The sequence below is a fragment of the Bradyrhizobium sp. 14AA genome (assembly GCF_054185205.1).
In genome coordinates this window covers 91,198-110,712 of sequence record NZ_JAVAYM010000013.1, presented here as the reverse complement: position 1 = coordinate 110,712, position 19,515 = coordinate 91,198, and the positions used below count along the sequence as shown (strand labels likewise).

At 60.4% G+C, this 19,515-nt stretch carries 17 protein-coding genes; 15 read left to right on the top strand and 2 right to left on the bottom strand.

All coding sequences use genetic code 11. The features are described 5' to 3' along the window. The first annotated feature begins 2 nt into the window (after positions 1-2). The 5 genes from RAD15_RS23320 to RAD15_RS23300 all read left to right on the top strand — a co-directional run bounded on the left by RAD15_RS23320 (position 3) and on the right by RAD15_RS23300 (position 5,454). Positions 3-908, top strand: coding sequence for a fumarylacetoacetate hydrolase family protein (locus RAD15_RS23320; protein WP_458180543.1), 906 nt, complete (start codon positions 3-5; stop codon positions 906-908). Between the two features lie 440 nt (positions 909-1,348). Then, positions 1,349-1,924, top strand: coding sequence for a winged helix DNA-binding protein (locus RAD15_RS23315; RefSeq protein ID WP_458180542.1), 576 nt, complete (start codon positions 1,349-1,351; stop codon positions 1,922-1,924). A gap of 22 nt (positions 1,925-1,946) precedes the next feature. After that, a complete protein-coding gene (locus RAD15_RS23310) occupies positions 1,947-2,987 on the top strand; it encodes a carbon-nitrogen hydrolase family protein (protein WP_458180541.1) in 1,041 nt (346 codons plus the stop codon). Beyond that, positions 2,984-4,096 carry an oxidoreductase gene (locus RAD15_RS23305; protein ID WP_458180540.1) on the top strand — a complete coding sequence of 371 codons (1,113 nt, stop codon included), beginning with the start codon at positions 2,984-2,986 and terminating at the stop codon, positions 4,094-4,096. The genes RAD15_RS23310 and RAD15_RS23305 overlap by 4 nt, the downstream gene beginning before the upstream one ends. 32 nt (positions 4,097-4,128) lie before the next feature. Next, positions 4,129-5,454 (top strand): MFS transporter, encoded by a 1,326-nt coding sequence (locus RAD15_RS23300; RefSeq protein WP_458180539.1) that lies wholly within the window; start codon positions 4,129-4,131, stop codon positions 5,452-5,454. Between the two features lie 51 nt (positions 5,455-5,505). Here the strand turns inward: RAD15_RS23300 and RAD15_RS23295 are convergent, their stop codons facing one another. Continuing rightward, entirely contained in the window at positions 5,506-6,762 is a 1,257-nt protein-coding gene (locus tag RAD15_RS23295; RefSeq protein ID WP_458180538.1) for an acetyl-CoA hydrolase/transferase family protein, read from the bottom strand. Between the two features lie 80 nt (positions 6,763-6,842). On the opposite strand from RAD15_RS23295, the gene RAD15_RS23290 reads away from it, so the two are divergent. Both RAD15_RS23290 and RAD15_RS23285 read left to right on the top strand, forming a co-directional pair. After that, complete coding sequence (locus tag RAD15_RS23290) at positions 6,843-8,345, top strand: aldehyde dehydrogenase (protein ID WP_458180537.1); 1,503 nt, start codon at positions 6,843-6,845, stop codon at positions 8,343-8,345. An 11-nt stretch (positions 8,346-8,356) separates the two neighbouring features. Further along, on the top strand, positions 8,357-9,487 hold the full coding sequence (locus RAD15_RS23285) for a CaiB/BaiF CoA transferase family protein (protein ID WP_458180536.1): 1,131 nt from the start codon (positions 8,357-8,359) through the stop codon (positions 9,485-9,487). Between the two features lie 11 nt (positions 9,488-9,498). Here RAD15_RS23285 and RAD15_RS23280 read toward each other — a convergent pair whose 3' ends face one another. Further along, the gene (locus tag RAD15_RS23280) at positions 9,499-10,185 is read right to left on the bottom strand and encodes a GntR family transcriptional regulator (protein ID WP_458180535.1); all 687 of its coding nucleotides are present in this window, start codon (positions 10,183-10,185) and stop codon (positions 9,499-9,501) included. Positions 10,186-10,317: 132 nt separating this feature from the next. Between RAD15_RS23280 and RAD15_RS23275 the strand changes: the two genes are divergently transcribed. From RAD15_RS23275 to RAD15_RS23240, 8 genes are all read left to right on the top strand, one after another. Then, positions 10,318-11,931: an FAD-binding oxidoreductase gene (locus RAD15_RS23275; RefSeq protein ID WP_458180534.1), complete on the top strand. Its 1,614-nt coding sequence runs from the start codon at positions 10,318-10,320 to the stop codon at positions 11,929-11,931. A 9-nt stretch (positions 11,932-11,940) separates the two neighbouring features. Beyond that, positions 11,941-13,797 (top strand): acyl-CoA synthetase, encoded by a 1,857-nt coding sequence (locus RAD15_RS23270; protein WP_458180533.1) that lies wholly within the window; start codon positions 11,941-11,943, stop codon positions 13,795-13,797. Then, positions 13,794-14,306 (top strand): MaoC family dehydratase, encoded by a 513-nt coding sequence (locus RAD15_RS23265; protein ID WP_458180532.1) that lies wholly within the window; start codon positions 13,794-13,796, stop codon positions 14,304-14,306. Before RAD15_RS23270 ends, RAD15_RS23265 begins: the two co-directional genes overlap by 4 nt. Beyond that, positions 14,303-15,454 (top strand): acyl-CoA dehydrogenase family protein, encoded by a 1,152-nt coding sequence (locus RAD15_RS23260; protein WP_458180531.1) that lies wholly within the window; start codon positions 14,303-14,305, stop codon positions 15,452-15,454. The genes RAD15_RS23265 and RAD15_RS23260 overlap by 4 nt, the downstream gene beginning before the upstream one ends. After that, positions 15,364-15,936: a MaoC family dehydratase gene (locus RAD15_RS23255; protein ID WP_458180665.1), complete on the top strand. Its 573-nt coding sequence runs from the start codon at positions 15,364-15,366 to the stop codon at positions 15,934-15,936. The genes RAD15_RS23260 and RAD15_RS23255 overlap by 91 nt, the downstream gene beginning before the upstream one ends. Then, positions 15,936-16,850, top strand: coding sequence for an HpcH/HpaI aldolase/citrate lyase family protein (locus tag RAD15_RS23250; protein ID WP_458180530.1), 915 nt, complete (start codon positions 15,936-15,938; stop codon positions 16,848-16,850). Before RAD15_RS23255 ends, RAD15_RS23250 begins: the two co-directional genes overlap by 1 nt. 77 nt (positions 16,851-16,927) lie before the next feature. Further along, positions 16,928-18,835, top strand: a complete 1,908-nt coding sequence (gene actP / locus RAD15_RS23245; RefSeq protein ID WP_458180529.1) for a cation/acetate symporter ActP — start codon at positions 16,928-16,930, stop codon at positions 18,833-18,835. 163 nt (positions 18,836-18,998) lie between these two features. After that, positions 18,999-19,463 (top strand): SRPBCC family protein, encoded by a 465-nt coding sequence (locus RAD15_RS23240; protein WP_458180528.1) that lies wholly within the window; start codon positions 18,999-19,001, stop codon positions 19,461-19,463. The last annotated feature ends 52 nt before the right edge of the window (positions 19,464-19,515 follow it).

Here is a 19,515-nt window from a genome sequence, read left to right as displayed (position 1 = left end):
ATATGAAACTCCTCACGTTCATTCAGGACGACGTCAACAAGCTCGGCGTTGTGCATGGCGACAGGATCGTCGACATCGCCGGCCTGGCGAAGGCGTCCGGCTCCAAAGCCTATCGGAGCATGCTTGATCTCATCGAGGCCGGTAAGCCTGGCCTCGATGACGTAGCGAACCAGCTGAAGTCGGCTGACGCAAAGAAGCTGGCGCAGTTCTCGTTCGGCTTCGACAACGTCAAATTGGCTGCGCCGATCCCCCGCCCGCGTAAGAACGTGTTTTGTGTGGGTCTCAACTATCATTCGCATGTCGATGAGGCGAGCCGCGTACTCGATACGGCCAAGGAAGCACCCCCGTGGCCCGTCTACTTCACCAAGACGCCGCTTTCTATCGTGCCTCCCGACGGCAACATCCTGCACCACGCAGATGTCACTAAGCAGCTCGACTGGGAGGCGGAGCTTGCCGTCATCATCGGGACGACCTGCAAGAGGGTCAGCGAAAAGGATGCGCTGTCGTACGTGTTCGGTTATTCCTGCATGATCGATATCAGTGCGCGCGACTGTCGCCGGGCGGGTCAATGGTTCTGGGCCAAAGGGCATGACGGTACTGCACCTTTCGGGCCCGTCATCGTGACAGCCGACGAGATCCAGGATCCGCATGCTCTGGACATCGAGCTCCAGGTCAATGGAGTGACCAAGCAATTTTCGAACACCTCCCGGATGATCTTCAAGATTCCCGCTCTCATCGCCGATCTCACAACGGCAGTGACGTTGGAAGCCGGAGATATCATCGCGACGGGTACTCCCGGGGGCGTGGGAATCAGCTTTTCTCCGCCGGAGTTTCTCAAGGCGGGCGATGTGGTCGAAATGCGGATCCAGGGTATCGGATCGCTCAAGGGCACGGTCGCGAACGCTTGAGGCTTCAGGCCATGTATTCACAACTGCGCGGACGTCGGTATCGTGTGGCTACGCAAAGCGAGTCTCTGCTCGACCGGTGCATCGTCGCTGATGAGCCAGGGCGAACTTTCGACGAGCGAACGGTCCGGAGAAGGGCCCTGATCGCCTCGGTGACCTCGGGCGCGATGGTGATGCTGCGGAAGGGCCTCTACTTCCGGCAAACGGTGTCTCGATTTCCGGCTGTGTTGGCGTCGAAACGGCGGATCGCCTATGAGGCTTTCGCTCCTCGGAATGAAGCCATGTGGATCGTCGTCCCTGCCATCGGAGTCACAGCGCTATTGACCACAATCGTACTAGTGATTGCAAAGTAAAGGTCTCCGATAGACGGCCTAGTGGGAAAGTAGGGGACAGTCACATACGAACACGCTATTGCTGACTGTGAACCTCACTGGAGCCCTTGAATGACGCGCCGTAGCCAAACGACAACATCAAAAGCAATCGTGAAGATGCAAGAGAGCGATCCGGGTCATAAAAAGCAGCCTCCTCACCTCGCGAGCAACGAGCATGAAGCCTCTATTACGGAATTTGAGCAGGCACTCATCTGCGCGGCGGAGGCATTCTATCGGTGGGGCGGAGCTCTCCTCGGCGCCGAGGGCCGCGAGTCAAATCTGAACGGTCAGGATTGCGTCATTCTACAGCAGCTCGTCGCGGCAAACGGTCCACGGCGAATTTCGGATCTGGCCCGGTTCGCCAATCGTGACGATCTATCGAACATTCAATACAGCATCAAGAAACTGGTGACCGCTGGGTTGGTTCAGAAGGCCGAAGCAACGTCATTCCGAGACGCGGCTTACGAAGTGACCGCCAAGGCAGAACCGGTCGTAAGTCGCTTCATCGAGGCGAGGCGTCAACTGCTGATGGACCCTACTGCTGCTCTCCCGGGGCTGAGGGAGCAGATGGCTAACGCGACGCAGTCCCTCGGCCTGCTAACCGGTCTCTATGACCACGGCGCGCGAGTTCTTTCCAGGCGAAACTAGTCCGATCAGACAAGGGGAAAATATGAGCGTAAAACTCCATCCGAAGTTCACGGCAGCGGCGGTGCAGGCGGCTCCGCTCTTCCTCGATTCCCCGGGGAGCGCGGACAAGGCCTGTCGGCTTATTCGTGAAGCCGCTTCGAACGGCGCCTCTGTCATCGCATTCCCAGAGGTGTTCATTTCCGGCTATCCTTACTGGAGCTGGATGATGAGCCCGCTCGAAGGAAGTGCGTGGTTCAAGAAACTCTACAAGTCGTCGATCGATATCGACGGTCCGGAAGTCAAAGCGGTCCAGCAGGCTGCCGCCCAGGCCAATGCTACAGTCGTAATCGGTGTCAATGAGCGTAGCCCCGTCAGCATGGGGACGATCTACAACACCAACGTCATCATCGGTCCCGATGGCGCACTTCTAGGCCGTCATCGCAAGATCGTTCCGACGTTCGCCGAGAAGCTAAGTTGGGGCAGTGGCGATGGGAGCTCGATCCGAGTCTATGAGACTCCGAACGGCAAGCTCGGGACCTTGGCTTGCGGCGAGAACACGAACACGCTCGCCCGTTTTTCTCTCCTCGCCCAGGGCGAGCAAGTGCATGTCGCCAATTACATCGCCTTTCCATTCACCTCCAGTTACGACATGCCGGATGCAATCAAGATCCGCGCAGGCGCGCATTCCTTCGAAGGAAAAGTGTTTACGATCGTCGCCTGCTCGGCCATGTCGGAGGAGATCGTTACCGCGTTGGGCACGGACGATGAGCGTCGGAAAATGCTCGTGGGAACGCCGAATGCTTTCTCGGGGATCTTTGGTCCCGATGGCCGCTTGATCAGTGAACCGCTGATCGACAAGGAGGGCATCGTATACGCCGAGGTAGACTACGAACGAAGCATCGAACCGAAACAGTTTCAGGACATTATCGGGCACTACAACAGGTTCGACATCTTCGAGCTGCGGCTCCATAGCCGCGAACTGGACATGGTGTCTGTAATCGGCGGCGGCGCGAAACCTTCGATGGCGGAGGCTCCCCCGGCCGAAAGCCGGCCAGCGCTCACCGTCCTGCCTTCATCGCGATGACGCCGCCGCACCTGTTCTCGGAGCTTCGGATCGGCGGCGTAACGCTTCAAAACCGTATCGCCGTCGCTCCGATGTCCCAGTATAGCGCCTTTGACGGTCTTCCGGGGCCTTGGCATCTGCAGCACCTTGGCTCCCTTTCGTTAGGGGGCGCCGGACTCGTGATGATCGAGTTCTGTGCTGTTTCGTTGCAGGGCAGGCTGACACACGGTTGTCTCTCCCTTTGCAGCGATAAGCATGAGAGCGAAATCGGCAAGCTAATCGGTGCAATCCGAGCCATGGCGCCGGGCGTCCGGATCGGAATGCAGCTCGGGCATTCCGGGCGCAAGGGCTCCACGATGCCTCCCTGGAGCGGCGGCAATTCGCTCGGGGCGGGTGATGGGGCGTGGACGACCTTGGCGCCGTCGGCAATCGCCTTCCGCGACGATGCCGCCATCCCGTCCGAGATGACGACGGTGGACATCCGAGAGTTGCGGAAGGCTTTCAAAGGGGCGGTCAGTCGCGCCATTCGCTGCGAGATTGATTGCCTCGAAATCCATGTTGTGCACGGAAGCCTGCTGCATCAGTTCCTTTCGCCACTCTCTAATCATCGAACCGACGAGTATGGGGTGCAAAGCAACGGTCGTCTGATCCGGGAGATAGTAGAGGACGCGCGGAGCATTTGGCCTCTAGACCGTGCCTTGGGCGTGCGGCTCTGCTTCTCGGACGGTATCGACGGCGGACTGCGACCGGCCGACAGCAGAGTACTTGCGGTGGAGCTGGAGCGGCTAGGAGTGGACTATTTTTGCGCATCGAGCGGCGGCCTGATCTTCCCGGCAGCCGCGCCCCAAGAGCCCGGATATCAAGTCGATCTAGCTCATGCCCTCAAAGCGGTCGTAAGGGTGCCTGTCAGAACATCGGGATTGATCACCGATCCGGTCCACGCCGAGGCCATCATCCAGGAGCGAAGAGCAGATTTCGTGGCGGTCGGTCGGGGATTCCTCGATGATCCGCGTTGGGGCTGGCATGCCGCAAGAAAGTTGAGTGCGTCATTGCAGCTGCCTGCACCGTATCGCGCGGTTGCGGACGGGAGGTGGCCCGCGCTGCTGCAGCGACCGAATATAGTGCAATGAGACGAATTGAGCGGCGGTGTCGATATCCGCGGATGCAGATTGATCGGGAGTGGGCGATGCAAGGGAATAGTATTGCAATTGAAGCAGTGTCCGCCGAGGACCGAAGCGCGGTGAAGACAGTCGCGATCGCCAGCCTTATGGGAACGGCTATCGAATGGTACGACTTCTTCATCTATGGAACGCTCAGCGCAATTGTTTTCAATAAGCTTTTCTTCCCTGCAAACGATCCGGTCGTAGCGGTCGTTCTTGCATATGCGACGTTTGCAGTGGGGTTCTTGGTGCGACCAGTTGGAGGGATCCTCATCGGACATTTCGGCGATCGGGTCGGCAGAAAGCCCCTGCTGGTGATGACGCTGCTGCTTATGGGAGCCGCCACATTCGCGATCGGTTTCCTACCAACTTACGCAGAGATCGGCATTTGCGCTCCTTTGCTGTTGATCTTCCTCCGCATCGTGCAGGGGTTTGCGATGGGCGGCGAATGGGGCGGGGCGGTGCTGATGGCCTTCGAATACTCGGAACGCAGCACCAGAGCGCAGTATGCGGCTTATCCCCAGATGGGTCTTGCAATCGGCCTATGCATGGCATCCGGGGTGATAAGCATTCTCTCATTCTACATGAGCGAGGACGCGTTCATGTCATGGGGGTGGCGGATCGCGTTCTGGCTGAGCCTGTTGCTTCTTGCGGTCGGGATGTTCATCAGACTTCGCATCCTTGAAACCCCGGAATTCGAACGCATCAGAAAGGAAGCCAAGGTGGCTCGCGCGCCGATCGTCGATGTTCTTCGTGATTACAAGAAGGATATCGCGCTCGGATTGGGTGCGAGAATGATCGATGGAGTCGTGTTTGCCGTCTATGCGATCTTTTGTGTCGGATTCCTTGTCAATGCCGCTGGTATGTCACGGGCAACTGTCCTCGGCGGGATTACGGTGGCTGCGATCGCGCTGGCCGTGGCAATACCGTTTGCTGCAAGATGGGCGGACCAGGCCGGTAAGCGGAAGTTGTACATTACTTTCTCGCTGATCTGTGGAGTAGCTGGATTTCCAGCGTTCTACCTGATGCAATCGGGAAGTTCTTGGCTGGCGATCGCCGCTATCGTATTCGCTCTCGGGATCATTTACGCTCCTGTTTATGGCCCTCAAGCAGCTATCTTCTGCGAACTTTTCGATACAAGTGTCCGTTTCACAGGGATCTCGATTGTCTATCAGATAGGTGCCATCCTCTCTGTGTCGCTTACGCCGATCGTGGCGACTGCGTTGCTTGGATATGGTTCAGGAAGCCCTTGGCTAATCTGTTGCTACATTGCTGCAGCCGGACTGGTTAGCGCAGCATGCGTTCGGAACATGCGCGAACCATTCTGAGCTTACTAGACTGCCTCATCGCTAATGTGGCGATTGGTCTGTGACGCCGATCTACAGTCGTGATCTAATCGATTGCCACGCCGCAGTGAGTTCGGGTCGATCTTCCGGTGCAGCGATAGCGATGATCGCGGCGGCGGTCTGGTCAATTGATTTGTGTCGTAGGTCGGCCGTGCCGTTTTCAGTGACCAGGAAATCGATGTCGCCGCTAAGGGCTGTGATCGGTGCGAATGGAAGGCTTGCGGCTATTCGAGACGCTGACTTGCTGCGCGACGGCAGCGCCACTATCGAGCGGCCCCCTCGGGACTGGCGGGCGGCGCGGACAAAGTCGTTGAAGCCGCCAACGCCCGCTACAAACCGACCGCCCACAGTGTCAGCATTGAACTGTCCGAAGAGATCGACCTCAATGGCGGAATTGATCGAGACAAAATTGGGTAGTTGGCGGATGAGGTCCGCATCGTGGGTGCGCAGGGCGCTACGAAGATCAATCAAGGGCGAGTTTAGCGCGGCATAAAGTCTTGCCGATCCAATCGCGCCCGCGGCGACCGCAAGGCGCGGATCAATCGGATTGGTTTCTCCGGTGAGGACTCCTGCCTCGATCAGATCGAGGCAGCCGTCCGAGATTAGGCCGGAATGCAGCCCGAGCCGGCGGTGACTGGTCAACCGCCCGAGCACCGCGGAGGGCAGTTTGCCGATGCCGATCTGCAAAATATCGCCGTCGGAGATCAGTCCGGCGACATTGTGAGCGATGCGCTCCTGCACCGGATCCGGCGCTGCGTCGATTGGGTGAGCGATCGGTAGGTTCGAGCGCACCGCGAACTGCACCTGGTTGGCCGGAAGTCGTTCGCCGCTGTTGCGAGGCAGAGTGGCGTTGACCTCAGCGATGACCACGCGCGCGCCTGCCGCGGCAATGCCCGCAAGATCGGCGTTGGCGCCGAAGCCGTAGCTGCCATCGGCATCGGATTCAGACAGCAGCAGCAACGCCAGATCAACCGGCCGATCGCGAAGGTATGAGGCAAAACCGTGATAGCCCATGCGCAAGAGCCGATGTCGTCCCGTCGCGAAGCTCGTGCGTTGGGCAGGCGTGACAAAGATGCCCTGCGAGGTGGCCTGCGGATGGAGCCCTGCATAGTCGAACACGTTGATCCCCGGAAGCTGGGCGCCGATGAAGTCGACTCCGGCAGCGCAGTCGGGACGGCGCGATAGCGCGTCGCGGATGAGGGGAGATTCGCCGCTTGCGCCTCCAACATAAACCGTCATGCCGGGACGCAGGTGATCGGCTATCTCATCGGCCGAGATGGTCGTTGTCATGTACTCCTCCATGCTTGACCGATGCGATATATATCCAATATATTGGTTGTCGTAAAACTGGAAAAGAAGTCGGGGTAGTGATGACCAATGTGCCGGAAAGTGCACTGTTGCGGCGCCGCGCCGCGGAGTTGAAGATTAACGGCCAAGCGTTCGTCAACGGCAGTTACGTTCCGTCGGCCTCCGGCCGCACCTTTACTTGCATTAGTCCAGTCGATGGTCGGGAGATCGCCGAGGTTGCCGAGTGCGACGTCGAGGATGTTGACCGCGCGGTGATTGCGGCCCGCGCTGCGTTCGAGAAGCGGGTGTGGCGAAGCTACACGCCGGCGAAGCGTAAGAAGATCATGTCCGCTTTTGCCGGCGAAATCCTGAAGGCGCGGGATGAACTTGCGCTTCTCGAAACCATGGACATGGGCAAGCCGATCCGCTTCTCCAGCGCCCTCGACGTGCCCGGCGCGGCCAACGCCGTCCAGTGGTACGCTGAGGCGATTGACAAGGTCTACGACGAGATCGCGCCGACGGCGCCGGGGTCGCTGGCGCTGCTGCGCCGCGAAGCGCTCGGCGTGATCGCGGTGGTGGTGCCTTGGAATTTCCCGCTATTGACAGCCGCTACCAAGCTTGCGCCGGCACTTGCGGCCGGTAACAGCGTCATTCTGAAGCCGGCGGAACAAAGCCCGCTGACCGCGATCCGGCTCGCTGAACTAGCCGCGAAAGCGGGGATTCCTCCGGGCGTGTTCCAGGTGCTGCCCGGGGGCGGCGCCAGCGTTGGCCAAGCGCTCGGCCGACACATGGATGTCGATGCCATCCTGTTCACCGGGTCCACCGAGATTGGCCGCAAATTCCTGGTTTATGCTGGCGAAAGCAATACGAAACAGGTGGAGCTGGAGTGTGGCGGCAAGTCGCCGAACATCGTGTTCGCGGACACCGCCGATCTAGATGCCTCAGCGCGCGCTGCGGCCAACGCGATCTTCTTCAATCAGGGGCAGGTCTGCACCGCCGGATCGCGGCTTCTCGTCGAGGCGTCGATCAAGGACGCAGTGGTGGAGAAGATCGCTGCCGTCGCCGCGACCATGGGGCCGGGCGATCCATTCGATCCTAAGAGCTTTAACGGTGCCATGGTCGACCGTGAGCATCTTGCGCGGGTGATGTCCTACATCGAACACGCACAGAGCGATGGCGCTCAACTTACGATGGGCGGCCACCAAGTGATGCAAGACACCGGCGGAAGCTATATCGAACCGACAATATTCGATCGTGTAAATCCCAACATGACCATCGCGCGGGAGGAGATTTTCGGACCGGTGCTGTCGGTACTGACCTTTACGACCGAGGATGAAGCAGTGCGGCTCGCCAATGATTCGATCTATGGCCTCGCCGCGGCGGTATGGACTAGAGACAGTGCCCGCCAGCACCGCGTGGCGGCCGCGCTAAAGGCCGGAACGGTTTGGGTCAACACTTATGATGCGGTTGACATGAGCGTGCCGTTCGGAGGTGTGGGCCAATCGGGTCATGGCCGCGACCGTTCGTTGCACGCAATGAAGAACTGCACCGCGTTGAAGACAGTGTGGATCGATACCACCCGCTGAACGGAAATGTCATGAAACTCGCGGGCATCAAGGTCGTCGATCTCACCCAGTTTCTGCCTGGGCCTTTCCTGACGATGACAATGGCGGACCACGGGGCTGAGGTCGTCAAAATCGAGCCGCCGGGCGGCGATCCAACCCGCGGCATCGGCCCACGTCAGTCTGGGCACACCGTCTATTTCCGCAACGTCAACCGCGGCAAGAAGAGCGTGGTCGTCGATCTAAAGCAGGCAGTTCAGCGCGATGCGGTGCTGGATTTGATGGTTGGGTCCGACGTAGTGATCGAGAGTTTCCGTCCGGGCGTTGCCGCGCGTCTCGGTCTCGACTATGCGAGCGTTGCGGTGCGGGCACCTCACATCGTCTATTGCTCGATTTCCGCCTTTGGCCAGACCGGGCCGTTGACCCAGCGAGCCGCTCATGACCTGTCGATCGAGGCTATGACCGGCGCGCTCAGCTTGACGCAGACGTCTGACCAGCCGCCGAAGCTTCCCGCCGTGCCGGCTGCCGACATGTCGGCTTCGCTGATGGCCTTGTCCGGTATTCTGATGGCGCTACTTCGGGTACGACAGACCGGCCTTGGCGATCATCTCGACATAGCGATGCATGACAGTCTTATGGCCTGGCTGCTGCATGGCACCGGGCCGGTGTTCGCGGAGGGCCGCGACATCGATCCCGCTGCCGATCGGGCGCTCGGCGGCGCGGCCTTTTATAACCTCTATCAGACTGCCGACGATCGCTGGATCTCGCTGGGAGGGTCGGAGATCAAATTTGCACAAACGCTGTTGGTCGCGCTCGGTCGTCCCGATTTATTAGAATCGTGCAAGGCCCCGCCGGGCGCACCACAGCAGCCGGTGAAGGACTATCTGACCCGAACCTTCCGTAGCCGGCCGCTCGACCACTGGCTGTCCTGGCTGGAGGGGAAGGATGTCTGCTACGCACCGGTGAATACGCTGAGCGAGGCTTTCCAGAGCGCCCAGACGGCGGCGCGCGAGATGCGACTGACCGACCGCGAGGGCGCCGATCATATCGGTGCACCAATCAAGTTCGCACGTGAGCCGGCACAGCTACGCTTCAACGTACCGGCGCTCGGTGCAGATGATGCGTTGCTCGGAGCTTTGGTAGACGCCGGCGCAAATAGGACTTAAATCGCTCCCAGCTAGGCTTTCGATGTGCCGAACACCAACGATTTCCGCGTGGTGTCTTCGATGAAGTCACAGAGCTTGTTAGAGGCCGCGACGGCCTTGGCCGCATCGCCGCGGCCGATCGCCTCGGCCATCTCCGCATGGGCCTGTACACCGGTCTCCGGCAGAGATTTGCCGTGATGAATGAACCAGAACCGGCGCGCAAGCGGATTGATGCGCCGGATTGCGGAGCTGATCAGCTCATTTCTGCAGGCCGACTCACACAAGTCATTGAAATCGGCGTCCAAGTCCCGGAACGCATCGAAATCTCCCTTTGCTAACGCGGTGCGGAAGCCCGCCGCAATCTTAGTGAATCGCTGACGCTCCTGTGCAGTCGCCCGAGTGGCAGCCGTTCGGGCTACCAGTGCTTCCAATTCCCGCCGCAGCTCCAAGAGCTTGAGCTGTTCGTCGACGCTGACTTCAGTGACGGTGCAGCCGCGCGACGGCATCACCCGGATCAGCCGTTCTCGGGCGAGCCTTTGCATCGCCTCGCGAATCGGCGTGCGGCCGATTCCGAGGCGCGCTGCGAGCTCCGGCTCTGACACGAGCGAGCCGGGTGGAATCTGCAGCGTAACAATCAGCTCTTCCAGTTTGCGGTAGGCCGTGGCGGTCAGGCTTCCGTCGGCGGGGAGGGACTTGGTAGAGCGACTCTTGGGGGGCATGGGCACTGACGAGGTTGTTCGGAGCTCGTTGATGGATACCGCGTCTACGATGAAAAGCGAAGAGCGAAGTACTGTCGGCTTGACGCCATTCAGCGATCAATATACCTCCGATATATTGGTTGGAGGAAAGCCATGGCGCAACGTCGCTTTAAGTTCTGGGGATGGGGTTACGAGGACGAAATCGTCGGTGCCGCCGAGGGCGATTCCGTAGCCCGTCACGTCGGCAGCCTGTTCGGCGCAGTCCCCGACGCCGCCACGCCGCCGCCGACCGCTTCTGAAATCACTCTGCCGCCGCCGCGGCTAACGCCTCCGGCGGCTATCGCGGCAATATCCTCGATCGATCACACCGACCGGCTGATCCATACCTACGGCAAATCATGCTACGACAGCGCGCGCTGCATGGAGCGTGCCTTCACCAACGCGCCAGACGTGGTGGCGCGACCCCGTAACGAGGACGAGCTCGCGGCGGTATTCGATTGGGCCGAGCGGGTCGGTGCGGCCGTGATCCCCTATGGTGGCGGATCCTCGGTGGTCGGTGGTACCGAGGCTCAGTTCTGCGAAGCCTATAACGGCGTGGTTTCCCTGAATACCCAGGCACTCTCCGGCGTCAGTGAGATCGACCCGGTGTCGCGCGTGGCCCGCATCCGCGCCGGTACGCTTGGTCCCGATCTCGAGGCAGCGCTCCGCGGCAGCGGCCTAACCTTGCGTCACTTCCCCCAATCCTTCGCCTATTCGACGCTCGGCGGTTGGATAGCCTGCCGCGCCGCCGGCCATTTTGCCACACTCTACACGCACGCCGACGATCTCGTCGAAAGCCTCCGACTCGTGACGCCGCGCGGCAATATCGAGACCCGCCGGCTGCCGAGTACCGGCAATGGTCCGAGCGAGGAGCGCTATTTCGCGGGCAGCGAAGGCGCTCTTGGCATCATTACCGAGGCGTGGATGAAGGTGCGGCCGCTGCCGCGCCATCGCGAGGCGATCGCAATTACATTCGACGACTATTTCAAGGCTGCGGGTGCGGTCCGCGCCATCGTACAGGCCGGACTTCATCCGGCGAACTGTCGGCTCATCTCAGAGCAGGAGACAAAGGTTTTCAGTCCTGGCAGTCTTCCGGGCCACAAGATCATGCTGGGTTTCGAGAATGGCGACGTTCCGGTAACGGCGCTGATGCAGCTTGCGGTCGGCATTGCGTGCGACCACGGCGGCAAGCCCGACCCCAAGGTGGACGCGAACGAGCGCGGTAATCGCAGCGGCGATTCCGGGAACTGGCGCGATGCGTTTTTGCGCATGCCGTTCTATCGTGAGACCATGACCCAGCGCGGGTTCTTGTTCGATACGTTCGCCACATCTATCACTTGGGAGCGTTTCGAGGCGTTTCATCGCGCCGTTAAAGCAGATGTTGAGGACGCGATCCGTCGCGTTACCGGCAGCGACGGGCTGGTCACCACGCGCTTCTCACACGTCTATCCGGATGGTCCAGCGCCTTATTTCACCTTCTTCGCCAAGGGCCGCCAAGGCAGTCTGTCTGGGCAGTGGCGCGAGATCCGTGCTGCCGCGCTGGATTCGGTTCACAGCAATGGTGGACCGGCCACACATCATCAGGCGGTCGGTCGCCATCATCGGCCGTGGTACGATCGCCAGCGCTCGCCGCTTTATGCCGAAGCCATGAGGGCGGCGAAGCGCGCGCTCGATCCGAAGGGCATTCTAAATCCGGGCGTTCTGATCGATGCGCAGCCAGAGCTTTGATGCCCAGCGATGACGCAATTCCCCGACCGAATTCCGATCCGGACCTTGGCAGATGTCGAGGCGATCGAACGGGCGCTGCCGTGGGACAAGCGCTGTGCGCATCTCACCACATTCGATCTGGTGCGCGATATTGCGCGCCGCGATCCAGCTCATCCCGCGATCGTCTTTCTCGCTGAGGGCGTCACGGAGGCCGGTGTAGAGACCGTCAGCTACGGCGATCTTTCCTCTCGCGTCACCGCGGCCGCAAATGCCTTCGAGGCGCTTGGGCTCGTGCCCGGCGATACGGTTTCCTATGTGCTCCCGAACCTGCCGGAGGTGCATGTCATCAATATTGGCGCACAGGCGGCGGGCATATCCAACCCCATTAATCCACTTATGAGCGCGGCACAAATTGCCGAGATCGTCTGCGTGGCCGAAGCCAAGGTGCTTTGCGCTTACAGCGATGACGACGACGCCTGGCAGAAAGCGGAACAGGTCAAGGCGCTGGCTCCCTGCCTTCACTATCTAGTCGCCGTTGGCGATCGCCGCCGGGACGGTGCTCTTCATCTAGGCGAACTTCTCGCCGCCCAACCCGGTGATGCGCTACGCCGTCGGTCGGAGCGGGGGCCACAGGACATCGCCGCGTGTTTCCATACCGGCGGCACCACCGGCAAGCCCAAGCTTGCCCGGCAGCGCCACGTCAACCAGCTCTTCGAGGCCTGGGCCTTCGCCTATCTGCTCGACCTGCAGCCGTCCGATCGATTTTGCGTCGGCTTACCGCTCTTTCACGTTCATGCGGTGATCCCTAACAGCCTCGGCGTGTTCTTCGCCGGCGCGACCCAAGTGCTACTGTCGCCGGCCGGCTATCGTAACCCGCGTGTCATCGATAATCTCTGGAACATTATCAAGTCGTTTCGTGCCACGGCGTTCAGCGCGGTTCCAACTATCTACAGTGCGTTGATGGCGCGCGGCATCGACGCAGAGGCGGCAGCCTCGCTTCGCTATTGCATCTGCGGTTCAGCGCCGTTGTCGCCGGAGCAGGCAAGCCGATTCAGAGAACTGACAGGCGTAACGATCCTTGAGGGCTACGGCCTCACCGAAGGCACTTGCGTGTCGAGCTTGGCGCCGCCGAATGGTGAGCGTCGCGTGGGCTCGATCGGTCTGAGATTGCCCTATCAGGAGATGAAGGCTGTTCGTTTCGCCTCTGACGGTGCGATGGTCGATTGCGCCGACGGCGAGATCGGCCACCTGGTCGTGCGCGGCCCTAATGTATTCGCCGGCTATTGCTATCCGGCCGACAACGTCGGCGTACTGCTCGCCGATGGCTGGTTGGATACCGGCGACCTCGGCCGACGCGACTCTGAAGGCTACTTTTGGTTGACCGGGCGGACAAAGGACATCATCAAACGCTCCGGTCACTCCATCGATCCACAAATTGTCGAGGAATGCTTATTCCAGCATCCGGCTGTGGCGCTCGCGGCAGCGATTGGCCGACCCGACGCCTATGCCGGCGAATTGCCTGTCTGCTACGTCACGCTGAAGCCGGGAGCAACGGCTAGTAGCGAAGAGCTCCGTGACTTCGCCAGAGCGAGGATCGCTGATCGCGCGGCCGCGCCTGCCGAGGTGGTGATCTGCGAGACCATGCCGCTGACGGCGGTCGGCAAGATTTACAAGCCGCAGCTTCGCGAGCACGCCAACCGCGCGGCGGCGCTTTTGGCGTTGCCTGCAATTGATGGCATTGCCGTTGACAACCGCAGCTCAAGCGAGGGGTCGTGGCTAGACATCACCGTTCGCTCGCCGGCTGATGCAGCGGCTGTCGAGGCGTCGTTGTCAGGGCTGATGCTGCGCTACCAAATTACAATTGATCAGAGAGAGGATAGGCCATGACCGCATCGGCCGGACCGGACCACATGCCGGACTTTGCCAGCGCCCGCCCGCTTGCCAAGGGGAGATATTTCGAAAGCTTCAAGGTTGGACAGCTGTTTCGGCATCACTGGGGCCGCACAATTACCGCGGCCGAGAACAGTTTCTTCAGCACGCTGACCCTTGCGTTCAACCCGATCTATTTCAATCTCGATTACGCCAGAGCCACAGGACACCGGGATCTCGTGCTCAACCCGCTGTTGGTGTTCAACACCATCTTCGGCTTGTCTGTGGAAGATCTGAGCGAGGCTGGCGGCGCCTTTCTCGGCGTCGACGATCTTTCCTATCACCGGCCGGTCTACGTCGGTGAGACGCTCTATGGCGACAGTACCGTAATCTCGACCCGCACCTCTGACCGGCGGCCGGATTTCGGTATCGTTAGCTGGCGAACGCGCGGGACCAGCAGCAACGGTGAAGTGGTCATTGAATTTACCCGCACCAATATGGTGAAAGCCATTGGAGTAGCTCGATGACCGGCATGATGACCGAGGAGCGTCGCCTGATCCAGAACAGTGCCCGCGAATTCGCTCTACGCGAGGTGCTGCCGGTGGCTAACAAGCTCGATCCGGAAAAGGGTGACATCCCCATGAGTCTGCGCGAGCGGATCGCCGAGATGGGCTATTTCGGTATTACCATCCCGGAGGAACACGGCGGGCTCGGCCTCGGCTGCTTCGAATACTGCCTGATCACCGAGGAACTCGCGCGCGGTTGGATGAGCGTGGCAAGCCTGATCGCGCGCGGCAATTCGGTATTCGGGGCCAAGGATATGACGCCCGCGCAGCGGAGCAAATATCTCGTCGGCGCAGCGTCTGGAAAATGCCTCGGCGCTTATGCCCTGTCGGAACCCGATACCGGTTCGGACCTTTCGAGCATTTCCTGTCGCGCCGAGCGCAAGGGCGACGAATGGTCGATCACCGGAGCCAAGTACTGGTGCACCTTTGCTGATGGCGCCGACTACATCCTGGTATTCGCGCGTACCTCGGTGTCGGAGAAAAAGCACGCGGGGATCACGGCCTTTATTGTCGATAAACCCCGAGGGGAATTGCCGAAAGGCGTCAGCGGGAGCCCGATTCCGAAGATCGGCTATTTCGGCTGGAAGACATGGGAATTGGCTTTCGACGATTGCAGGGTGCCGGCAGGAGCGATGCTCGGTGAGGAGGGGCAGGCCTTCTACATGATGACGGCGGGACTCGAGGCGGCCCGCGCGCACACCGCGGCGCGGGCAATCGGCTTGGCGCGTGGCGGCCTTGAGGACGCAACGAAATATGCCATGGAGCGGCGGCAGTTCGGCCGCCCGATCGCCGAGTTCCAGGCGATCCGGTTCAAGCTCGCCGATATGGCGACACGCATCGAAGCGGCGCGACAACTGATGTATTTCGTATGCACCGAGATTGATCAGAAGCGGCGCTGCGACAGCGCCGCCGCCATGGCCAAGTTGTTCGCCACCGAAATGGCGGAGGATGTCACGAGCGACGCCATGCAGATCCTCGGCGGGGCCGGCTATACCACTCATTTCGCCGTCGAGCGCTACTGGCGCGACGCAAGGTTGACCAAGATCTTCGAAGGCACTTCCGAGATCCAGATGCGGATCATATCGGACCATCTGTTGGGGAAAGCGTGATGATGCAAATCGAATCGCTCACGGGACGCGGCAATTATTTCGAGGACTTCACCAAGGGTGAATTGCTCCGTCACGTCCGCAGCAAGACAGTCACCGAGATGGACAACGTGCTCGGCACGCTGTCTGTCATGAACACCGCGGATGCGCATTTCAACGAAGCAGGGATGAAGGGATCCATGTTCGGACAGCGCGTCACCTTCGGCGGCGTCACCATCGCTACCGTGATCGGGCTCGCCATGCAGGACACTGGCGAGCAAGCGATCAGCGAACTTGGTCTCGACGGCATTCGGCTGATGAGCCCGGTGTTCCATGGCGATACCCTCACTGCCTTTACCGAGGTGCTTGAGATCGCGCCGGCGGAGCGCGCCGATGCCGGCATCGTCACGTTCCGCCACTGGGGCAGAAATCAACGTGACGAAGTCGTATTCCGCGGCGACCGCAAGGTATTGATTCGCCGCCGTCCAATTCAGGAAAGCAAGTGATGACTATCATGCGGCCAAAACGTGCACGGCGTTGCCAGCTGGCAGTGCCGGCAAGCAACCAACGCGCAATCACCAAGGCTGCCAGCCTTGGCGTCGATCACGTCTTCCTGGATCTCGAGGACGCGGTGGCACCGCGCGAAAAGGTGGCCGCTCGAGCCAATGTGATCCGTGCGTTTCGCGAGATGGATTGGGGGCACACGGTGCGCTGCTTCCGCATCAACGACCTCGAGACGCAATGGGCCTATGAAGACGTGATTTCTGTAGTGGAGGCCTGTGCCGGCGCGGTCGATACGGTCATGTTGCCAAAAGTCCGTCGACCGGCCGACGTGCAGTGGCTCGACGTGCTGCTCGGACAGATCGAGAGAAAGATCGGACTGGAGCGAAAGATCGGCATCGAGATCCTGATCGAGGAAGTTGAGGCGATGCAGGACATTGATGCTATTGCCGGTTCATCGTCTCGGCTCGAGGCCATGATTCTCGGCATGGGGGATTTTACTGCCGCCCAAGGCATTAACGTCGCGAGCGTCGGCGAGATGGGCGGTTATCCTTCGGACCTATGGCACTATGCACGAGTGCGGATGATCATCGCCTGCAGGGCCAATGGCCTCGATCCGATCGATGGTCCGTTCGCTGATTTTCGCAAACATGAAGTCTACAACGAGGAAGCAAGAAAGGCATATCTGCTTGGTGCGGTGGGCAAATGGGCAATCCATCCTGACCAGATCCCGCTCGCCGTAGCGGCATTCTCGCCGGCGGCGGACGCCGTAGCCGACGCGCGGCGTTATGCCAAAGCTTATCATGATGCCGTTGAGGCGGGGCAGGGCGCGATCAGCGTTGATGGTCAACTGATCGACGCGGCGTCAATGCGGATGTATCGCAAAACGTTGGCGCAGGCCGAACTCTACCGGTTATGAGTCGCTTGACTCAATCCAATATATTGGTCGTATACTGATACAACGTTACGCTAGAGGCGAACGCACGGGGGGATAGCATGACAAAGCGCGGGGGAACTGCGTCTACAAATAGCGCTTCGGGCTATCAGCGCCGGGCTCGGCTCGGTTGGATTCTCAGCGGCGTCATGTGCTCCGTGTATTTCGGCTTTCTAGCGCTCGGCGTTCACGCTCAGACGTTGTTAATGATGCCGCTACGCACCGGCGGAACGGTTAATTTGGCTGCAGCGCTGAGCTTCGGGGTGATCGTGACCGCGGTGGTGCTTACGGGATTTTATGTTTGGCGCGCTAATAGTCTGATCGTGCTGGGTCTGCTGACGGCGGGCATGTCGTGGCAGCCTGCGCCGGCCATGGCGCAGGCTGCAGTACCCGCAGCGGGCAGCAACGGTGCCGCGATCGGGATGTTCCTGGCGATCATTGCCACGACGCTCGTAATCACGTTCTTTGCCGCCCGTCGAACTCGGTCGGCGCGCGACTTCTACACCGCGGGCGGCAGCATCACAGGCCTACAGAACGGCCTCGCCATTGCCGGTGATTACATGTCGGCGGCGGCCTTTCTTGGATTGACCGCACTGATTTACGCCACCGGCTTCGACGGCTTGGTCTACGCCATGGGATTCCTGGTCGGATGGCCGATCATCACCTTCCTGGTCGCGGAGCGTCTCCGCAATCTCGGGCGCTTCACCTTTGCCGATGTCCTGGCGGCTCGGCTCGACCCGCGTCCGATGCGGATGTTCGCGGCGGCCGGCGGGCTGACCGTGATCGCGTTCTACCTGATCGCTCAGATGGTAGGCGCCGGTCAATTGATTCGCCTGCTGTTTGGCATCGATTATCATGTCGCCGTGATCGTGGTCGGCATCCTGATGATTGTCTACGTCGTGATCGGTGGCATGATGGCGACAACTTGGGTGCAGATCACCAAAGCAATCTTGCTCCTCGGCGGTTCGGCGCTCATGGCGCTTATGGTGCTGAGCCGATTTGGTTACGATCTCGGAGATTTGATGGCAGAGGCCGCAGCGGCGCATCGCCGCGGAGCGGCGATCTTGGTGCCGCAGGCGCTAGTGCAGTCGCCGATTTCAGCGGTCTCATTGGGTCTCGGTCTGATGCTTGGCACCGCAGGACTGCCTCACATTCTGATGCGGTTCTTCACGGTGGCGGATGCTGCGACCGCGCGGAAATCGGTGGCTTGGGCGACTCTGCTGATTGGCCTGTTCTTCGGCATCGTCTTTGTGCTGGGATTCGGTGGCATCGTCCTGGTATCGAAAAATCCGGAATTTCTCGACGCCAAAGGTGCCATTCTGGGCGGCGGGAACATGGTTGCGATCCATCTCGCCAAGGCCCTTGGCGGCGAAGCAATGATGGGTGCGATTTCTGCGATCGCTTTTGCCACTATCCTGGCGGTGGTGGCCGGGCTGGCAATTTCCGGCGCTGCTTCGATCTCTCACGATCTTTATGCCAACGTGTTCCGGCGCCAGGCAACCAGCGAAGCCGCGGAAATCCGGGTGTCGCGTTTCGCCACAGTGGCCATCGGCGTTGCGGCTATTCTTCTCGGCCTTTTGTTTGAGAAGCAGAATGTCGCCTACATGGTCGGACTGGCCTTCGCCATCGCCGCCAGCGCCAACTTCCCGGTGCTGATGCTCGCGATGTACTGGGATGGCCTGACCACCCGCGGCGCGCTTGCGGGCGGTATCGTCGGACTGGTGTCTTCGGTCGCCCTGACCATTGCCGGGCCGGCGATTTGGGTCGTCGTTATCGGCAACTCCGCGCCGTTGTTCCCTTACGATCCGCCGACCATTGTCACCATGCCGCTGGCCTTCCTGACTTGCTGGCTGGTGTCTATGCTTGACCGTTCGCCGCGCGCCGCGCTCGACCGAGCAGCCTTCACGGAGAATGAACGCCGGATGCGTGCGGACGACACGTTGGGCACTGCTCCCGTTTACCCGCACTGAATGGCTCGCCGGCGGAAGCCGTCGAACCGCCTATCGGAAGACCACAAGAGGAGTGAGGAGCAATTACGACGTCATTGTCGTCGGTTCCGGCATGGGAGGCCTAGCTGGAGCTCGTCCGCAGCGTCGCGTCGGTTAGTCCTTATCGCCTTAACTGGAGAGTTCGATGCCAATCTCTTTCGATCGTAGCCACGATATCCGTATTGAAGCTCCGCCGGAGGCCGTTTTCGACTACGTCTGCAATCCGAATTCGTGGCCGGAATGGCTGGCTGCTTCGCATCGAATCGAAAGCGAGAATCGTGCGCTCGAGGCAGGCGAAACGTTTCGCGAGCAATGGCGTATCCGCCGCGGCGAGGTCGTGCTCAACTGGAGGGTGGCTGAGAGCGATCGTCCTCATGTTTGGACCGTTCAAGCCGACACGGATTTCATCGGACCGATCGTGATCCGCTACACTTTTGAGCGCGAAGGAGATGTTACGAAATACACGCGCCATCTTAGCAACCCGCGCCGTCCCGTCGCGCCGAGTGACGACCAAATCCAACGCATGGACGAAGAGGCGGCAATCGCGCTGGCAAACATCAAGCGGCAGGTCGAGCAACGGGCGTCGCAATTCGCGGACAAGCGCTCATAAGCCCACGCATCATTGCGGCATGGACCTGCGCGGATCCAAATCTCCAGCTGCG